Here is a 13,068-nt window from a genome sequence, read left to right on the forward strand (position 1 = left end):
AACATGGCCGATGTCACGCTGAGGCAAGTGAAGAAATCATACGGCAATCTCAACATTCTGCACGGCATCGACCTCGACATCAAATCGGGCGAGTTCATCGTCTTCGTCGGGCCGTCGGGTTGCGGCAAGTCGACATTGCTGCGCTCGATCGCAGGGCTCGAGGAGATCACCTCGGGCGAGCTCAGAATAGCCGGCGAGGTGGTCAACGACGTGCCGCCGTCGAAACGCGGCATCGCCATGGTGTTCCAGTCCTACGCGCTCTATCCGCATATGACGGTCTACGACAACATGGCGTTTTCGATGAAGATCGGCAAGGAAAGCAAGGCCGAGATAGACAAGCGCGTGCGCCAGGCGGCAGAGATCCTGCAGCTGACCAACTATCTCGACCGCCTCCCCAAGGCGATGTCGGGCGGCCAGCGCCAGCGCGTGGCCATCGGCCGCGCCATCGTGCGCAACCCGAAGGTGTTCCTGTTCGACGAACCGCTGTCGAACCTCGACGCCGCGCTGCGCGTCGCCACCCGCATCGAGATCGCCAAGCTCAAGGAATCGATGCCCAACACCACCATGATCTATGTCACCCACGACCAGGTCGAGGCGATGACGCTGGCCGACCGCATCGTGGTGCTGAAGGAGGGCCATATCGAGCAGGTCGGCACGCCGATGGAACTCTACAAGAAACCCGGCAATCTGTTCGTTGCCCAGTTCATCGGCTCGCCGGCCATGAACATCCTGCCGGCGACCATCGACAAATCGGGCAATCCGACCGTCATCAGTCATGTCGGCGGCCGCAAGGCTACGGTGCCGATCGCGACGCCGGCCTCGGCCAAGGGCGCGTCGGTGAGCTTCGGCGTGCGGCCGGAGGACCTGACGATCGCCGGCGGCACGGACTATCTGTTCGAAGGAACGGTGGATTATGTCGAGCAGCTCGGCGAGGTGCAACTCGTCTATGTCGACATCGGCCGCGCCGACCTGCCGCTGGTGACCAAGCTGCCGGGCAATGTCGAGGTCAAGCGCGGGGCGACACTGCGGCTGAGCGCCGACGCCGGAGACCTTCATATCTTCGACGCGGATGGACGATCCTTCGCGCTGCACGAGACGGAAGCGAAAGCGGCCTGAGAGCAGGCCATGAATTAATTGCCGGTCACGCAAAAACAGGAGCGGCGGGCAAAGCCCGCCGCTCCTGTTTGGTGTCAGCTTCGGCTGTTAGTGGCCGAAGAGATTCCGGTCACTGCCCTGAGGGGCGGACTTGTGTACATCGCCCGACGAATTGAGCAGCTTGTAGACGGGCGAGCCGCTGTCGCGGATCGAAGCCGTGTGCGCATTGTCGACCGAGGTGACGGCAGGCTGGTTGGCGCCATTGGAGCCATAGTTGTCGCTGCTGGCGAAAGCGCTGCCCGAAACGGCCAGGACGGCGGCGGCAGCAAGGATGATCTTTTTCATTTCAAGTCTCCTGAATTCTCAAATTCCACCGCAGAGGCGGGCTTGCCCGCCATCTGCTGCAGGATCGGCTGTTAGTTGTTGCCGAAGAGGTTATGGTCGGCACCCTGAACAGGTGCCTGGGCAGCCGGAGCCGACGTCTTGGTCGAAGCGGTGTATGAGCTGTCGGTCGAAGTGGCCGCGGGCTGGTTGGCGCCATTGGAGCCATAGTTGTCGCTGCCGGCGAAAGCGCTGCCCGAAACCGCCAGAACGGCGGCGGTAGCAAGGATGATCTTCTTCATTTCAAGTCTCCTGAATTTTCGAATTTCACCAGGACGGCGGAAGGCCCGCCGTCAACTGGAGATCGGCTGTTAGTTGTTGCCGAAGAGGTTGCGATCAGCACCCTGCACAGGCGCCTGGGCAGACGGCGCCGACTTCTGGACCGAAGCCGTGTGCGCGTTGTCAACCGAGGTGACGGCAGGCTGGTTGGCGCCATTGGAGCCATAGTTGTCGCTGCTGGCGAAAGCACTGCCCGAAACGGCCAGGACGGCGGCGGCAGCAAGAACGATCTTCTTCATTTCAAGTCTCCTGAATTCTCAAATTTCGCCAGGACGGCGGAAGGCCCGCCGTCAACTGGAGATCGGCTGTTAGTTGTTGCCGAAGAGGTTGCGATCGGCACCCTGGACAGGCGTCTGGGCAGCCGGTTCCGACTTCTTGGTCGAAGCGGTGTACGAGCTGTCGACGGCGGTGGCCGCAGGGGCATTCGAACCATAATGGTCGCTACTAGCGAAGGCGCTGCCGGAAACAGCCAGAAGGGCGGCGGCAGTGAGAATGATCTTTTTCATTTTTTGATACTCCAGTATTTTTCCGTCCGTCTAGCGGCGTGTCTTGGGAGGAAATCGCGTCGTTCGGACAGCCCCGATGTGGGAAAGCCATACCGCCATTTCCAATCACGAAGTTTTTCCGTGTGGACCAAGTTTCCACCACTTGAAATTGTGCCAGGGCCTTCTACATTCGTTTTTTTCCATTTGTTATCAAATAGTTATTCTAACAGACCGCGCGATCACCAACTGTGTCGAAGGCCCAGTGTTCACACCGTCCTGCACGCATCGTCAACAGAAACGAACCGTTCGGTTCGATTTTAGAGGGCGCTAATAGTCACTTTTCGAAACCGTTACCTTTTTTGCCTCCGCCACGAGACGGAATCCGAGGCGGCGACCTGAGGCTTTCTGCCCCTGCAACGGCGGCCGCACCGTTTTCAGTGCGTGTCGCGCGGCATGGATGCGATGTCGTTTTCATGCCGACGACAAGCCGGCGATCATGGTTAGATCCTGCCATCTCAGGTGCCGCCGCGTGACGACGAGGCGGAGAATTGGGAAGCCGGTCAGAATCCGGCGCTGCCCCCGCAACGGTGGTGGAGTTCAGGTCGCAACGGGAGACCACTGGGCAAAGGCCTGGGAAGGTGTCGCGACAGTCCGCAAGGACAGCTCCAGAGCCCGGAAACCAGCCTGAGATGTTGGACTCGACTGATCGCGGCGGGCGGTCAAGAGGCGGATGGTGCATGTCCGGCGCAAGCCGGCGCGCGGCTTGATCCTTCCTCTCTCCCTTCCGTTCAGTCCTTCAATGTGAGGACAGGACTTCAATGCGAGGACAGGACATGGATGCGCGCAACGACATGCTGAAACGGCTGCAAGGCCGCAGGGACGGCTTCTCACTCGAGCAGCCCTTCTATACCGACGCCGACTACTTCAAGCTCGACATGGAGCTGATCTGGTACCGCGACTGGCTGTTCATCGGCCATGATTGCGAACTGCCCAGGCCCGGCAGCTTCATCACCGTGCAGATCGGCGACTATCCTGTCGTGCTGGTGCGCGACCAGAAGGGCAACATCAACGCCTTCCACAATTCTTGCCGCCATCGCGGCAGCCGCGTCTGCAACACAGACAAGGGCACGGCGGCGAAGCTCGTCTGCCCCTACCATCAGTGGACCTATGAACTGGACGGCAGGCTGCTGTTCGCCAGGCAGATGGCCGAGGGTTTCGACAAGAGCCAGTTCGGCCTGAAGCCGGTCGCCTGCGAAAGCGTCGGCGGCTACATCTTCATTTGCCTCGCCGACGAGCCGGCGGATTTCGCGCCGATGCGGACGATGATCGAACCCTATTTGCTGCCGCATCGGCTGCGCGAAGCAAAGGTCGCCTTCGAGAGCACCATCGTCGAGAAGGGCAATTGGAAGCTGGTCTGGGAAAACAACCGCGAATGCTATCATTGCGCCGGCAACCATCCGGAGCTCTGCAAGACCTTCCCGGAGGCGCCGACCGTGACTGGCGTGCAAGACGCTGACAGCGACCCGGAGATGCTGTCGCACTGGGCCAAGTGCGAGGCGGCCGGCCTGCCGAGCAGGTTCCGCATCGACCCGGCCGGACAGTACCGTGCCACCCGCGCGCCGCTGCTGCGCGATGCCGTCAGTTATACGATGACGGGAAAACGCGCGGTCAAGAAGAACCTGTCCGACGGCGTTGCCACCGACCGCATCGGCTCCTTGCTGCTCTATCACTATCCGACGACCTGGAACCACATCCTTGGCGACCACGCCGTCACGTTCCGCGTGCTGCCGATCAGCGCCACCGAGACCGCGGTGACGACCAAATGGCTGGTTCACAGGGACGCGGTCGAGGGCGTCGACTACGACCTTGCCGAACTCACCCATGTCTGGACCGAGACCAACGGCCAGGATCGTCGCATCGTCGAGGAAAACGCCTTCGGCATCCTGTCGCCGGCCTATGAACCCGGCCCCTATTCCGAACTGCACGAAGGCGGCGTCATCCAGTTCGTCGACTGGTACGCGCGTTTCATCGGTCCGCGTCTCGCCGAAGACGGCCGGCCGGCCCTGCGCAGCGTTGCTTGAGAGGTGAGGGATGAATGCGATGACGGATCTCGGCCTCTATCGCCATCTCGATCAGATGGCGCCCTGGAACGACAGGCTCCAGGTGCTGGAAGTGATCGGCGTGAGCGACGAGGCGCCTGATGTAAAGACCTTCACCTTCCGTTCCGACAACCAGACCTGGTTCCGCTACAAGCCGGGCCAGTTCGTGACGCTGGAACTGCCGACAGCGGATGGGTTGCTGATGCGCACCTACACGCTGTCGTCTTCGCCTTCACGGCCATTCTCGATCGCGGTGACGGTGAAGGCGCAGGCCGGCAGCACCGGCACACGCTGGATGTTCGACCATTTGAGGCCTGGTTCGCACGTCAAGGCGTATGGGCCGGCCGGAGACTTTTCGCTGCACAGCCACCCGGCGGCCAAATATCTGTTCATCTCGGCCGGCTCCGGCGTGACGCCGATGATGTCGATGCTGCGCTGGCTGAATGACTGCGCGCCATGGACCGATGTCGGCTTCGTCAACTGCGCCCGCCGCCCCGAAGAGATCATCTTCCGCAAGGAGCTGGAATTGCTCGGCAGCCGCATGCCCGGCCTGTCGCTCGGTTTCATGATCGAGGAGCGGTCGAGCCGGGAAGGCTGGTTCGGCCATATGGGCCGCATCGACGCCATCCGGCTGCCGCTTTTGGCGCCTGATTTCCGAGAGCGCGAAATCTTCTGCTGCGGCCCCGACCCCTTCATGCGTGCCGTGCGCGGCATGCTCGAAGCCGCCGGCTTCGACATGGCGAGATACCATCAGGAGAGCTTTGCAGCGCCGCTGGTGGAGGAAATCCCGGCGCCGTTCGCCTCGCCGACTGGAGACGGCGCAGCCATTCCTGTCGAAGCCGCGACGCCGATCCGGTTCTCGATTTCGGACGTCGATGCCGCATGCGTCGCCGGCCAGACGGTGCTGCAGACGGCGCGCGCCTCGGGAGTCAGAATCCCCGCCGCGTGCGAATTCGGCCTGTGCGGAACCTGCAAGGTCAAGAAGCTCTCGGGCGAGGTCGAGATGAGCCACAATGGCGGCATCCTCGATCACGAGATCGAGGACGGCTTCATTCTCGCCTGCTGCTCCAAGCCGCTTTCGGCGCTTGATATCGAGGCGTGACCGACGGCGCTCGGCGGTCTGCAACGCCGCTTAAAGCGCGTCGCATGAGCCCATTTCGATGCGACACGCTGTGGAGCGAAATCCGACGGCCATTCATGGAGTGATCAGCGTCACAGAAGGGAAATAAGTCCGGTAGCGGCCGACATCACGCGTCAGCAGCGGAAGGCGTCCGACGGCTGCGTGGGCGCCGATGAAAAAGTCAGGCAGCACGCCGGTCCTGGATCCTCCCGATCTGCGATATTGTGTAAATGCTTTTCCGGCAAGGAAGAGGGCTGCTCTTGGCATCGGAACCATTTCTAGACCGGCCGCCTCGACAAACGCCTCCAGATCCTCGATGCGTGCGTAGCGGACGGCAAGCTCGGCATAGACCGCATCATTGATCAACAACGGCCCGTCGAGGCTCGCTGCCTCGAGATGGGCAACCGACCAATCCGCCCAGCTCGGATCGTCCGTAACAACGTCGAGCAGAACGTTGGTGTCGACGAGCGTCACCGTTCGGAGCGCGTCAGCGCCATGATCGCGTCGGTCGTGAGCCCCTCGCCGGCATGACCTCGCAACCTGGCGAAGCGGCTCGCCGGCTGCTTTTTGTCAGCACGGGTCAGCACCACGCTGCCATCGGCAGCGCGCCGGAAATCGACCTTGCTTCCCGGGACGATCTCCAGGAGATCGCGAACCGGTTTGGGGATGGTCACTTGTCCCTTCGCTGTAACGGTCGTCGCCATCTCCGTTCCTCGGTAATACCGTGTCTTCCTAAGGTATTACCTTGCGGTTCGAATTTCAAGGCTTGAAGCATCAATCCCTGCCGGGAGGCGGGCTCGTCGACCGACAAGCCCGCCATCCCTGCATTCATGTCAACGCGATGTCTCAGCCATTGGCGAAGGGCACGGCGACATAGATCTGGGCATCGCCTCGTTCCACCAGCAGCAGCACCGATTTGCGGCCTGACTTGCCGGCCTGCGCGATCGCCTGCGTGGCCTGCCTGGCGCTCTTCACCGGCATCTGGTTGACGGCGATAATGATGTCGCCGGGCTGGACGCCGGAAGCCGCCGCCGCCTTGTCGGGATTGACCGCGGCGACCACCGCGCCACGCTGGTTGTCGGGGAGGTTCATCTGCTGGCGAATATCGGGCGTGATGTCCATCAGGCCGAGCCCGATCGCCGGCAGGCGGGCGCCCTGCCCGTTTCCCGGCGCGCCGGAATCACCAGATACCGACGCGGTCTGCGCATCGTCGCCATTGCGGCCGACGTCGACGGAAAGCTGCATGGTTTTGCCATTGCGCCAGACGTCGAGCATTTCCTTCTTGCCGGGCGAGACATCGGCGACGGCACGCGACAGGTCCTTGGGATCCTTTATCTCCTGGCCGGCGAAGCCGGTGATGAGGTCCCCCGTCTGGATGCCGGCCGCGGCCGCCGGCGAGCCCTCGGTGACCGAGGAGACCAATGCGCCGCCGGGGTGATCGAGACCTATGGCACTGGCAACGTCCGGGGTCACCGGCTGGATCTGGACGCCAAGATAGCCGTATTCGATTTCGCCGCCCTTCATCAGCTTGGCGACCACCTTTTGCGCCTGGTCGGACGGAATGGCGAAGCCAACGCCGACGCTGCCGCCATTCGGCGAATAGATCGCGGTGTTGATGCCCACGACGTTGCCGCTCACATCGACCAGCGGACCGCCAGAGTTGCCGTGGTTGATCGGCGCGTCGATCTGGATGAAATCGTCGAACGGCCCGCTGTGGAGGTCGCGGCCGCGCGCCGAGACAATACCTGAGGTGACCGTGGTGCCGATGCCGAACGGATTGCCGAAGGCCAGCACTTGATCGCCCGGCATCAACTTATCGGAATCTCCCCATTTTACCGTCGGCAGGGGCTTGTCGGCCTTGATCTTGATCACCGCAAGGTCGTTCTTGGCGTCGCGGCCGACCAGCTTGGCGGGAAGCTCTGTACCGTCGTCAAGCGTCACCTTGATCGAGCTCGCGCCGTCGATGACATGGTTGTTGGTGACGATGGTGCCGTCGGCGCCGACGATAAAGCCGGATCCGAGCGCTTCGGCGCGCTGCGACTGCTGCGGCGGCGCTTTCGGCCCGGGCATGCCCTGGTCGCCGAAGAACTGGCGGAAATAATCGTCGAAAGGCGAGCCGCCGCCGTCCAGGGGCGAGGCATCGCTCATGGCGTCCGGTTGCCCCTTCATCACGGTCGTAACCGTCACCACGGCCGGCTTGTCGGCCGCCACGATAGGGGCAAAGGAGCCGTTCGGGGCCGTTACGCCGGCTACGGGGGTCTGTGTCGTACCGACGGCGTTGTGGACCTCGTTCGGGCTTTCGGCGAAGGAGGCCACGATGGGAGAGATGATCAGCGCAGCGCCCAGCAGGGCCGCGACGCGATGTCTACGAAGAATGCTTATGGGTGACATGGTCGTTCTGTCCGGGCGAGAGTTGAACCTGGGCCGCGGATGGTTCGGGGGAAAACACCCGTCGGCTGTCGACAGCCGGATTGCCTGTCTCGCCGCGCATGGCAGCCGGCCGGATCGACAAACCAGCATCTAGGGCGCGGATTGGCCCGATTTAGGGTTTTCGGGCGACCTTACGAAGATTTAATTTTAGAGCCGGCTTATGGACCAGCCGCTCGGCTGAGATAGGCCGAGGCGATCTCGCGCATGCGCTCGCCGTCGAAACTCGGGCCGTGACCGCCATGGCCGATGCGGATCGGCAGGTCGAGCAGACGCCGCATGGTGAGGCAATAGGCCGACTTGTCGGAGTCTGGCAGGTCGTCGATCAGCCGGTCGTCATAGATGGCGTCGCCGCTGAAGAACAGGCCGTCTGCTTCGTCGAACAGCGCGATCGAATCCGGCGAATGCCCGGGCAGATGCAGCACGCGGAAGCGGCGGTCGCCGAGATCGACGACATCACCCTCGTCGAGGGTGCGCGTCAGCGGCGCTGGCGGGATCTTGTAATCCGCAGCCTTCCAGCCCGGTGCCGGCAGTCGCGAGACGGCGCCGTCGAGGTCGTGGAACATGTAGGCGTAGGTCGCCGCCTCATCCATGTTCTCGAACTGCGCGGCACTCACCCTGGGTCCCGCGCGCAGCGCGAATTCATGCAGCGAGCCGACATGATCGAGATGGATGTGGGTGGCGACGACGATGAGCGGTTTGCCGGCCCGGGTTTCGATCTCCGGCGCCAGCGGGCAGATGCCCATGCCGGTATCGACCAAAAGGTCGGCGTCGCGGCCGGTGAGATGCCAGATGTTGGCGCGCACATAGTCATGCACGAACGGCTCGGTCAGCATCGTCGTCTTCTCGTCGACGATGCTCCTGCTGAACCAGTTCTCCATCAGAAGCGGCCCGGCATCAAGCGTGAGCCCGGCATCAGGTGTGAGCCTCGCATCAGGTGTGATCCTGGAATCAAGTATGGTCCCGACATCAGACGAAGGGCTTTCCGACCTTGTATTTTTCCGGCACCAGCCGCTTCAGGTAAGCCATGCCGGCGTCGGACAGATGGTTGGCGTCCGGCTTCATGAAGTTCTCGGGCATGTGACGGGTCTTGCCAGCCACGTTCTTCAGCGGCACCTTCTTCAGCACGGTTTTGGTGCCGTCATATTGCAGCGCCACGGAGCCGCCGCCCTGTTCGGCCACGGTGACCGCGAACGCTCCCGCGTCGAACGCCTCCTGCGCGTCGACGGCGCTGATGGCGCCGACATAGCCGCGCGGCATGTAGCCCAGCGCATCGACGCGGGCGCGCTTGCCCGGCAGCCCTTCGGCGAGCGCCCGCTCGAGTGCCGCCGGCAGGTCGCTGCCCGATAGCTTGACATTGCCATGCTGGTCGCGCTCCAGCTTCTCGGGCGGGACCAGGCTTTCAACCAGCGCCTTGCCGTCGGCGGTGCTCACCCCTTCCGAAACGGCGACGATGCAGCGCTTGTGGCGGTCGAGCGTGGCGCGCACGTCCTCGATGAAGGCTGTGGCCGAGAACGGCCGCTCCGGCACGTAGACGAGATGCGGACCACTGTCGGGATCGAGCTGCCAAGCCGCGGCCGCGGCCGTGAGGAAGCCGGCGTGCCGGCCCATGACGATGCCGACATAGATGCCGGGCAGAGCGCGAAAATCGAGATCGACGGACAGGAAAGCGCCGGCGACGAACTCGGCCGCCGAGATGAAACCCGGCGTGTGGTCGTTCTCCTCGAGATCATTGTCGATGGTCTTGGGCGCATGCACGAACGCGATCTTGCCGCCGGCGGCATCGGTCAGGATCTGCTGCGTGCCCGACGTGTCATTGCCGCCGATATAGATGAAGGCATCCGCGCCGGCCTTCTTCAGGCCGTCGAGGACGACCTCGCAATAGGCTGCATCCGGTTTGTCGCGCGTCGAGCCAAGGGCCGCGCTCGGCGTTCCGGCGATCAGCCGCAGGCGGTCTTCCGGGACGGCGGAGAGGTCGACATAATTGCCGTCGCGGATACCGCGCACGCCGTGGATGGAGCCCAGGACCTTGGCGCCGGGATGCCGCTTGCGGATCTCCAGCGTCGCCCCGACCACGGTCTGGTTGATGACGGCCGTCGGGCCGCCGCCCTGCGCGATGACGAAAGTTCCGGCCATTGGTGAAATTCTCCCGGGCGATTGAATTTCAGGCACCTTCGCCTGTCTTTGGCCATCGCGCAACGGCAGAAACGACCGGCCGCGCCAGCGGCCGCGAGGTGAGGCTTGAGCTAGACGACGACGACCGGGTTCTTCTTGGAAACGCGGCTGTAGAGGTCGATGATGTCCTGGTTGATCAGGCGCACACAGCCCGACGACATGGCCTGGCCGATGCTCCACCATTCGGGCGAGCCATGGATGCGGTAGCCGGTGTCCTTGCCGTCCTGATAGATGTAGAGAGCGCGCGCCCCGAGCGGGTTGGTGAGGCCGCCGGGCTGGCCGCCCTGCCATTTTACCAATTCCGGCTTGCGGGCGATCATTTCCGGCGGCGGGGTCCAGGTCGGCCATTCCCGTCCGTACTGGATGTTGGCGCGGCCGGACCAGCGGAAGCCGTCCTTGCCGATGCCGACCCCGTAGCGGATGGCGTCGCCCCCCGGCTGGACGAGGTAGAGCATGCGCTCATTGAGATGAACGACGATGGTGCCGGGCGCTTCGCCCGTCTGGTCGACGACGATCTGGCGGCGGAATTCCGGCTTGATCTTGAGGTAGGGCACCTCGGGCACGTTGAAGCCGCCGTCGCTCAGGGACGCGTACATCAGGTCGGGGCTGGTGATGTTCTTGTCGACGCTGATGCTCGGCCGGATCGGCCGCACAGAGCCGGTGACCGTGTCGTCGAGCTCGAGCGCCGGCAGGCCGCCGCCCGAAGTCGAGCAGCCGGCGGCGCCAAGCAAGGCCAACGCCCCTGCCCCGGATAAAACGGCGCGGCGGGAGACAAGACTATCGGTTTCGATTGCGTCGCCGTTTCGCGGCGGCCTCAGACCTTGCGGCAACTCACGCATGTACCCAAACCCTACGCTGTCGGCGGGAAGCACGGTCCGGCCGGATGACGAGCATTTTCATCATTCATGGTTGATAAAGCGTGAAGGCCTTGCGCTGCCTGCATTTGCGAACAGGCTGGGCGCCATTGCGCCCTCTCCGGTATCGCCAACCAGCGTGCCCTGCACGAAATCACCTCGGGCGGGTCATGATCCCGGCGCCAGCGTGTCAAAAGCGGGGGACCTCCATGTGCAAGACCTGAAAGATCAACTTCAAGCTTCTCGCCGAGATCGTGAACCTGTCGGGCGGCTCGACTGACGCCGAACTGCCGTTGGCGGGGGTAGAAACAAACCGCTTTACATTCTCCTGGACCGAAGGATTTATCCTCTTCTTTGAGCTCAAAGGAGACGAGCATGTCCTTCGAAAACTGGGCCGCCTTCGCTGCCGCGTCGACCATCCTCCTAGTCATTCCGGGACCGACCATCCTTCTGGTCGTGTCCTATGCCCTCGGCCAGGGATGGCGCACCGCACTGCCGATGGCCGTCGGCGTGGCGCTGGGCGACTTCACGGCGATGACCTTGTCCATGCTGGGCATCGGCGCCCTGCTGGCAGCTTCGGCCACCGTCTTCACGATCCTGAAGCTGATCGGCGCTGCCTATCTGGTCTATCTCGGCGTAAAACTGTTCCGGGCCGGCGGCGCGCTCAAGGCCGAGCCGCGCACCGATGCCGTGTCCTCCGCCAGGATGATGGGGCATGCCTGGCTGGTCACCGCGCTCAACCCGAAAAGCATCACCTTCTTCGTCGCTTTCCTGCCGCAGTTTCTGGACCGGCACGCCGATTTCTGGACGCAGATGCTGATCTTCGAGACGACCTTCCTGGCGCTCGCCTTCTCCAACGCCTTCGGCTACGCGCTGATCGCGTCGCGAGCGCGCAACCTTGTGCGCAACCCCAGGGCGATCCGCGTCTTCAACCGCACCGGCGGCACGCTGCTGGTTGGCGCCGGCATCGCCACAGTGGCGATGCGTTCAGGGAATTGAACAAGGGGGATTCGCTCAACGCACAGCGTTAGCGCTGCCCCTCACCTGCCTGCCGGCGGATGAGGGGCGGCGTCGACTTTACGCACGAAAACAGCGCCAGCTTCGCCGTCTCACCACTTGATGCTGACGCCGAGATTGCCCTCGAGGATGCGCCGCTTGTCACCGCCGAGATTGGTGGTGTAGTCGCCGGTGGCGAAGAGGCTGACCTTGTCCGTCACCTTGGCGGTCACGCCGCCGCCGAATTCGAACGAGGTCGAGCGGCTTTCGGTCGAGATGTCGGTGGTGTCGAAGTTGACGTGATCCGTGCCACCGGAACCGTGCCAGAGATTGGCCTTGAGGTAAGGTTGCAGCGCGGTGCCGTTCAATGTCGTCTCGCCCTGCAGGCGCAGGCCGAGGCGTCCGGTGACGTTGTCGTCGAGATCGAAGGAAACCGACGCGAAGCGATCCTCGGCATCGTCGAGCGATAGATGCTGCCAAATCAGTTGCGCCTGCGGTTCGAGCGTCCAGCCTTGCGCCAGCGCGATCGGGTAGCCCCCTTCCAGCGAAGCGGTGACGCCGGTTCCCTTGACATCGATGCCGATGTCGCGGGTCGAGGTCGCATCGCCGCTGAAAAAAGTGGCCATGACGACCCCGTCCAGGTACCAGCCCCCGGGACCGATACGGGTCCAGTAGCCGCCGACGCTGGTGCCGCCGAGATCGATGTCGCCGACGCCCAGATCGTTCTGCCCCAGCGCCTGGCCGCGCACATCGCCGTTCATGCTGGCATAGGCGATGAACAGGCCGGCACGATCGACGCCACCTGAAGCGGTTTCCTGGCCAAACACGTCGAAGCCGCCCTGGAACCCGAACAAGGTGCCGTCGAACGACGGCGAAACCGTTCCCGACCAGCCCATCTTCGCGTCCTGGCCGAAGATACGGCCCCAGACCGGAGAGAGTTCGGTGTTTGACAACAGGCTCTGTTCGCCTCGCCGTTCATGGAAAGTGCCAAGTGTCGTCATCGCCAGATGCTCGGCCACCGGCGGAACCGCCGAATAGACCGGGACCTCGACACGGTAGAGCAGGATCTCCTCCCCTGCCGCGGGCGTCGGAAGATCGGGCACCGCAGTCGGGACGGGCGGGGGCGGCGGTGGCGGATCAGCCGCCGGTGCCGCCGG

Annotated in this window: 15 protein-coding genes and 1 riboswitch; of the genes, 4 read left to right on the forward strand and 11 right to left on the reverse strand. The window is 63.4% G+C overall.

Annotated elements, in window-relative coordinates:
• Nucleotides 1–3 precede the first annotated feature (3 nt).
• A complete protein-coding gene (gene ugpC, locus FJ949_RS28885; RefSeq protein WP_140501216.1) occupies nucleotides 4–1,116 on the forward strand; it encodes a sn-glycerol-3-phosphate ABC transporter ATP-binding protein UgpC in 1,113 nt (370 codons plus the stop codon).
• An 87-nt stretch (nucleotides 1,117–1,203) separates the two neighbouring features.
• Here the strand turns inward: ugpC and FJ949_RS28890 are convergent, their stop codons facing one another.
• From FJ949_RS28890 to FJ949_RS28905, 4 genes are all read right to left on the reverse strand, one after another.
• Entirely contained in the window at nucleotides 1,204–1,440 is a 237-nt protein-coding gene (locus tag FJ949_RS28890) for a DUF680 domain-containing protein (RefSeq protein ID WP_140501218.1), read from the reverse strand.
• A 71-nt stretch (nucleotides 1,441–1,511) separates the two neighbouring features.
• Complete coding sequence (locus FJ949_RS28895) at nucleotides 1,512–1,718, reverse strand: DUF680 domain-containing protein (protein WP_140501220.1); 207 nt, start codon at nucleotides 1,716–1,718, stop codon at nucleotides 1,512–1,514.
• Nucleotides 1,719–1,787: 69 nt separating this feature from the next.
• Nucleotides 1,788–1,994 (reverse strand): DUF680 domain-containing protein, encoded by a 207-nt coding sequence (locus FJ949_RS28900; RefSeq protein WP_140501222.1) that lies wholly within the window; start codon nucleotides 1,992–1,994, stop codon nucleotides 1,788–1,790.
• Between the two features lie 69 nt (nucleotides 1,995–2,063).
• Nucleotides 2,064–2,261, reverse strand: coding sequence for a DUF680 domain-containing protein (locus FJ949_RS28905; RefSeq protein ID WP_140501224.1), 198 nt, complete (start codon nucleotides 2,259–2,261; stop codon nucleotides 2,064–2,066).
• 479 nt (nucleotides 2,262–2,740) lie between these two features.
• Nucleotides 2,741–2,943, forward strand: a riboswitch (cobalamin riboswitch).
• A 130-nt stretch (nucleotides 2,944–3,073) separates the two neighbouring features.
• On the opposite strand from FJ949_RS28905, the gene FJ949_RS28910 reads away from it, so the two are divergent.
• Nucleotides 3,074–4,321, forward strand: a complete 1,248-nt coding sequence (locus tag FJ949_RS28910) for an aromatic ring-hydroxylating dioxygenase subunit alpha (protein ID WP_140501226.1) — start codon at nucleotides 3,074–3,076, stop codon at nucleotides 4,319–4,321.
• A 19-nt stretch (nucleotides 4,322–4,340) separates the two neighbouring features.
• Nucleotides 4,341–5,441: a hybrid-cluster NAD(P)-dependent oxidoreductase gene (locus tag FJ949_RS28915; RefSeq protein WP_140501228.1), complete on the forward strand. Its 1,101-nt coding sequence runs from the start codon at nucleotides 4,341–4,343 to the stop codon at nucleotides 5,439–5,441.
• Between the two features lie 93 nt (nucleotides 5,442–5,534).
• On the opposite strand, the gene FJ949_RS28920 is transcribed toward FJ949_RS28915, so the two are convergent.
• The 6 genes from FJ949_RS28920 to FJ949_RS28945 form a co-directional block, all read right to left on the reverse strand.
• The gene (locus FJ949_RS28920; protein ID WP_140501230.1) at nucleotides 5,535–5,933 is read right to left on the reverse strand and encodes a type II toxin-antitoxin system VapC family toxin; all 399 of its coding nucleotides are present in this window, start codon (nucleotides 5,931–5,933) and stop codon (nucleotides 5,535–5,537) included.
• Nucleotides 5,930–6,163 carry an AbrB/MazE/SpoVT family DNA-binding domain-containing protein gene (locus FJ949_RS28925; RefSeq protein WP_140501232.1) on the reverse strand — a complete coding sequence of 78 codons (234 nt, stop codon included), beginning with the start codon at nucleotides 6,161–6,163 and terminating at the stop codon, nucleotides 5,930–5,932. The genes FJ949_RS28920 and FJ949_RS28925 overlap by 4 nt, the downstream gene beginning before the upstream one ends.
• 142 nt (nucleotides 6,164–6,305) lie before the next feature.
• Complete coding sequence (locus tag FJ949_RS28930) at nucleotides 6,306–7,850, reverse strand: DegQ family serine endoprotease (protein WP_140501233.1); 1,545 nt, start codon at nucleotides 7,848–7,850, stop codon at nucleotides 6,306–6,308.
• Nucleotides 7,851–8,047: 197 nt separating this feature from the next.
• A complete protein-coding gene (locus FJ949_RS28935) occupies nucleotides 8,048–8,767 on the reverse strand; it encodes an MBL fold metallo-hydrolase (RefSeq protein WP_140501235.1) in 720 nt (239 codons plus the stop codon).
• Nucleotides 8,768–8,855: 88 nt separating this feature from the next.
• Entirely contained in the window at nucleotides 8,856–10,022 is a 1,167-nt protein-coding gene (locus tag FJ949_RS28940) for a diphosphate--fructose-6-phosphate 1-phosphotransferase (protein WP_140501237.1), read from the reverse strand.
• 110 nt (nucleotides 10,023–10,132) lie between these two features.
• Entirely contained in the window at nucleotides 10,133–10,900 is a 768-nt protein-coding gene (locus FJ949_RS28945; protein ID WP_140501239.1) for a L,D-transpeptidase, read from the reverse strand.
• Between the two features lie 390 nt (nucleotides 10,901–11,290).
• Here FJ949_RS28945 and FJ949_RS28950 point away from each other — a divergent pair, with 390 nt between their 5' ends.
• Nucleotides 11,291–11,914 (forward strand): LysE family translocator, encoded by a 624-nt coding sequence (locus FJ949_RS28950; protein ID WP_140501241.1) that lies wholly within the window; start codon nucleotides 11,291–11,293, stop codon nucleotides 11,912–11,914.
• Between the two features lie 110 nt (nucleotides 11,915–12,024).
• Here FJ949_RS28950 and FJ949_RS28955 read toward each other — a convergent pair.
• The coding region (locus tag FJ949_RS28955) for an autotransporter outer membrane beta-barrel domain-containing protein (RefSeq protein WP_140501243.1) at nucleotides 12,025–13,068 on the reverse strand (1,044 nt) is incomplete at its 5' end.

This window comes from Mesorhizobium sp. B2-4-1 (assembly GCF_006442185.1).
Taxonomy (GTDB): Bacteria; Pseudomonadota; Alphaproteobacteria; order Rhizobiales; family Rhizobiaceae; genus Mesorhizobium.

What these genes read in the sequence shown, in the direction of transcription:
- FJ949_RS28910 (WP_140501226.1), top strand. Translation starts at nt 3,074, where the DNA reads ATGGATGCGCGCAACGACATGCTGAAACGGCTGCAAGGCCGCAGGGAC.
- FJ949_RS28950 (WP_140501241.1), top strand. Translation starts at nt 11,291, where the DNA reads ATGTCCTTCGAAAACTGGGCCGCCTTCGCTGCCGCGTCGACCATCCTC.
- FJ949_RS28915 (WP_140501228.1), top strand. Translation starts at nt 4,341, where the DNA reads ATGACGGATCTCGGCCTCTATCGCCATCTCGATCAGATGGCGCCCTGG.
- ugpC (WP_140501216.1), top strand. Translation starts at nt 4, where the DNA reads ATGGCCGATGTCACGCTGAGGCAAGTGAAGAAATCATACGGCAATCTC.
- FJ949_RS28945 (WP_140501239.1), bottom strand. Translation starts at nt 10,900, where the DNA reads ATGCGTGAGTTGCCGCAAGGTCTGAGGCCGCCGCGAAACGGCGACGCA.
- FJ949_RS28925 (WP_140501232.1), bottom strand. Translation starts at nt 6,163, where the DNA reads ATGGCGACGACCGTTACAGCGAAGGGACAAGTGACCATCCCCAAACCG.
- FJ949_RS28900 (WP_140501222.1), bottom strand. Translation starts at nt 1,994, where the DNA reads ATGAAGAAGATCGTTCTTGCTGCCGCCGCCGTCCTGGCCGTTTCGGGC.
- FJ949_RS28895 (WP_140501220.1), bottom strand. Translation starts at nt 1,718, where the DNA reads ATGAAGAAGATCATCCTTGCTACCGCCGCCGTTCTGGCGGTTTCGGGC.
- FJ949_RS28890 (WP_140501218.1), bottom strand. Translation starts at nt 1,440, where the DNA reads ATGAAAAAGATCATCCTTGCTGCCGCCGCCGTCCTGGCCGTTTCGGGC.
- FJ949_RS28940 (WP_140501237.1), bottom strand. Translation starts at nt 10,022, where the DNA reads ATGGCCGGAACTTTCGTCATCGCGCAGGGCGGCGGCCCGACGGCCGTC.
- FJ949_RS28905 (WP_140501224.1), bottom strand. Translation starts at nt 2,261, where the DNA reads ATGAAAAAGATCATTCTCACTGCCGCCGCCCTTCTGGCTGTTTCCGGC.
- FJ949_RS28935 (WP_140501235.1), bottom strand. Translation starts at nt 8,767, where the DNA reads ATGGAGAACTGGTTCAGCAGGAGCATCGTCGACGAGAAGACGACGATG.
- FJ949_RS28930 (WP_140501233.1), bottom strand. Translation starts at nt 7,850, where the DNA reads ATGTCACCCATAAGCATTCTTCGTAGACATCGCGTCGCGGCCCTGCTG.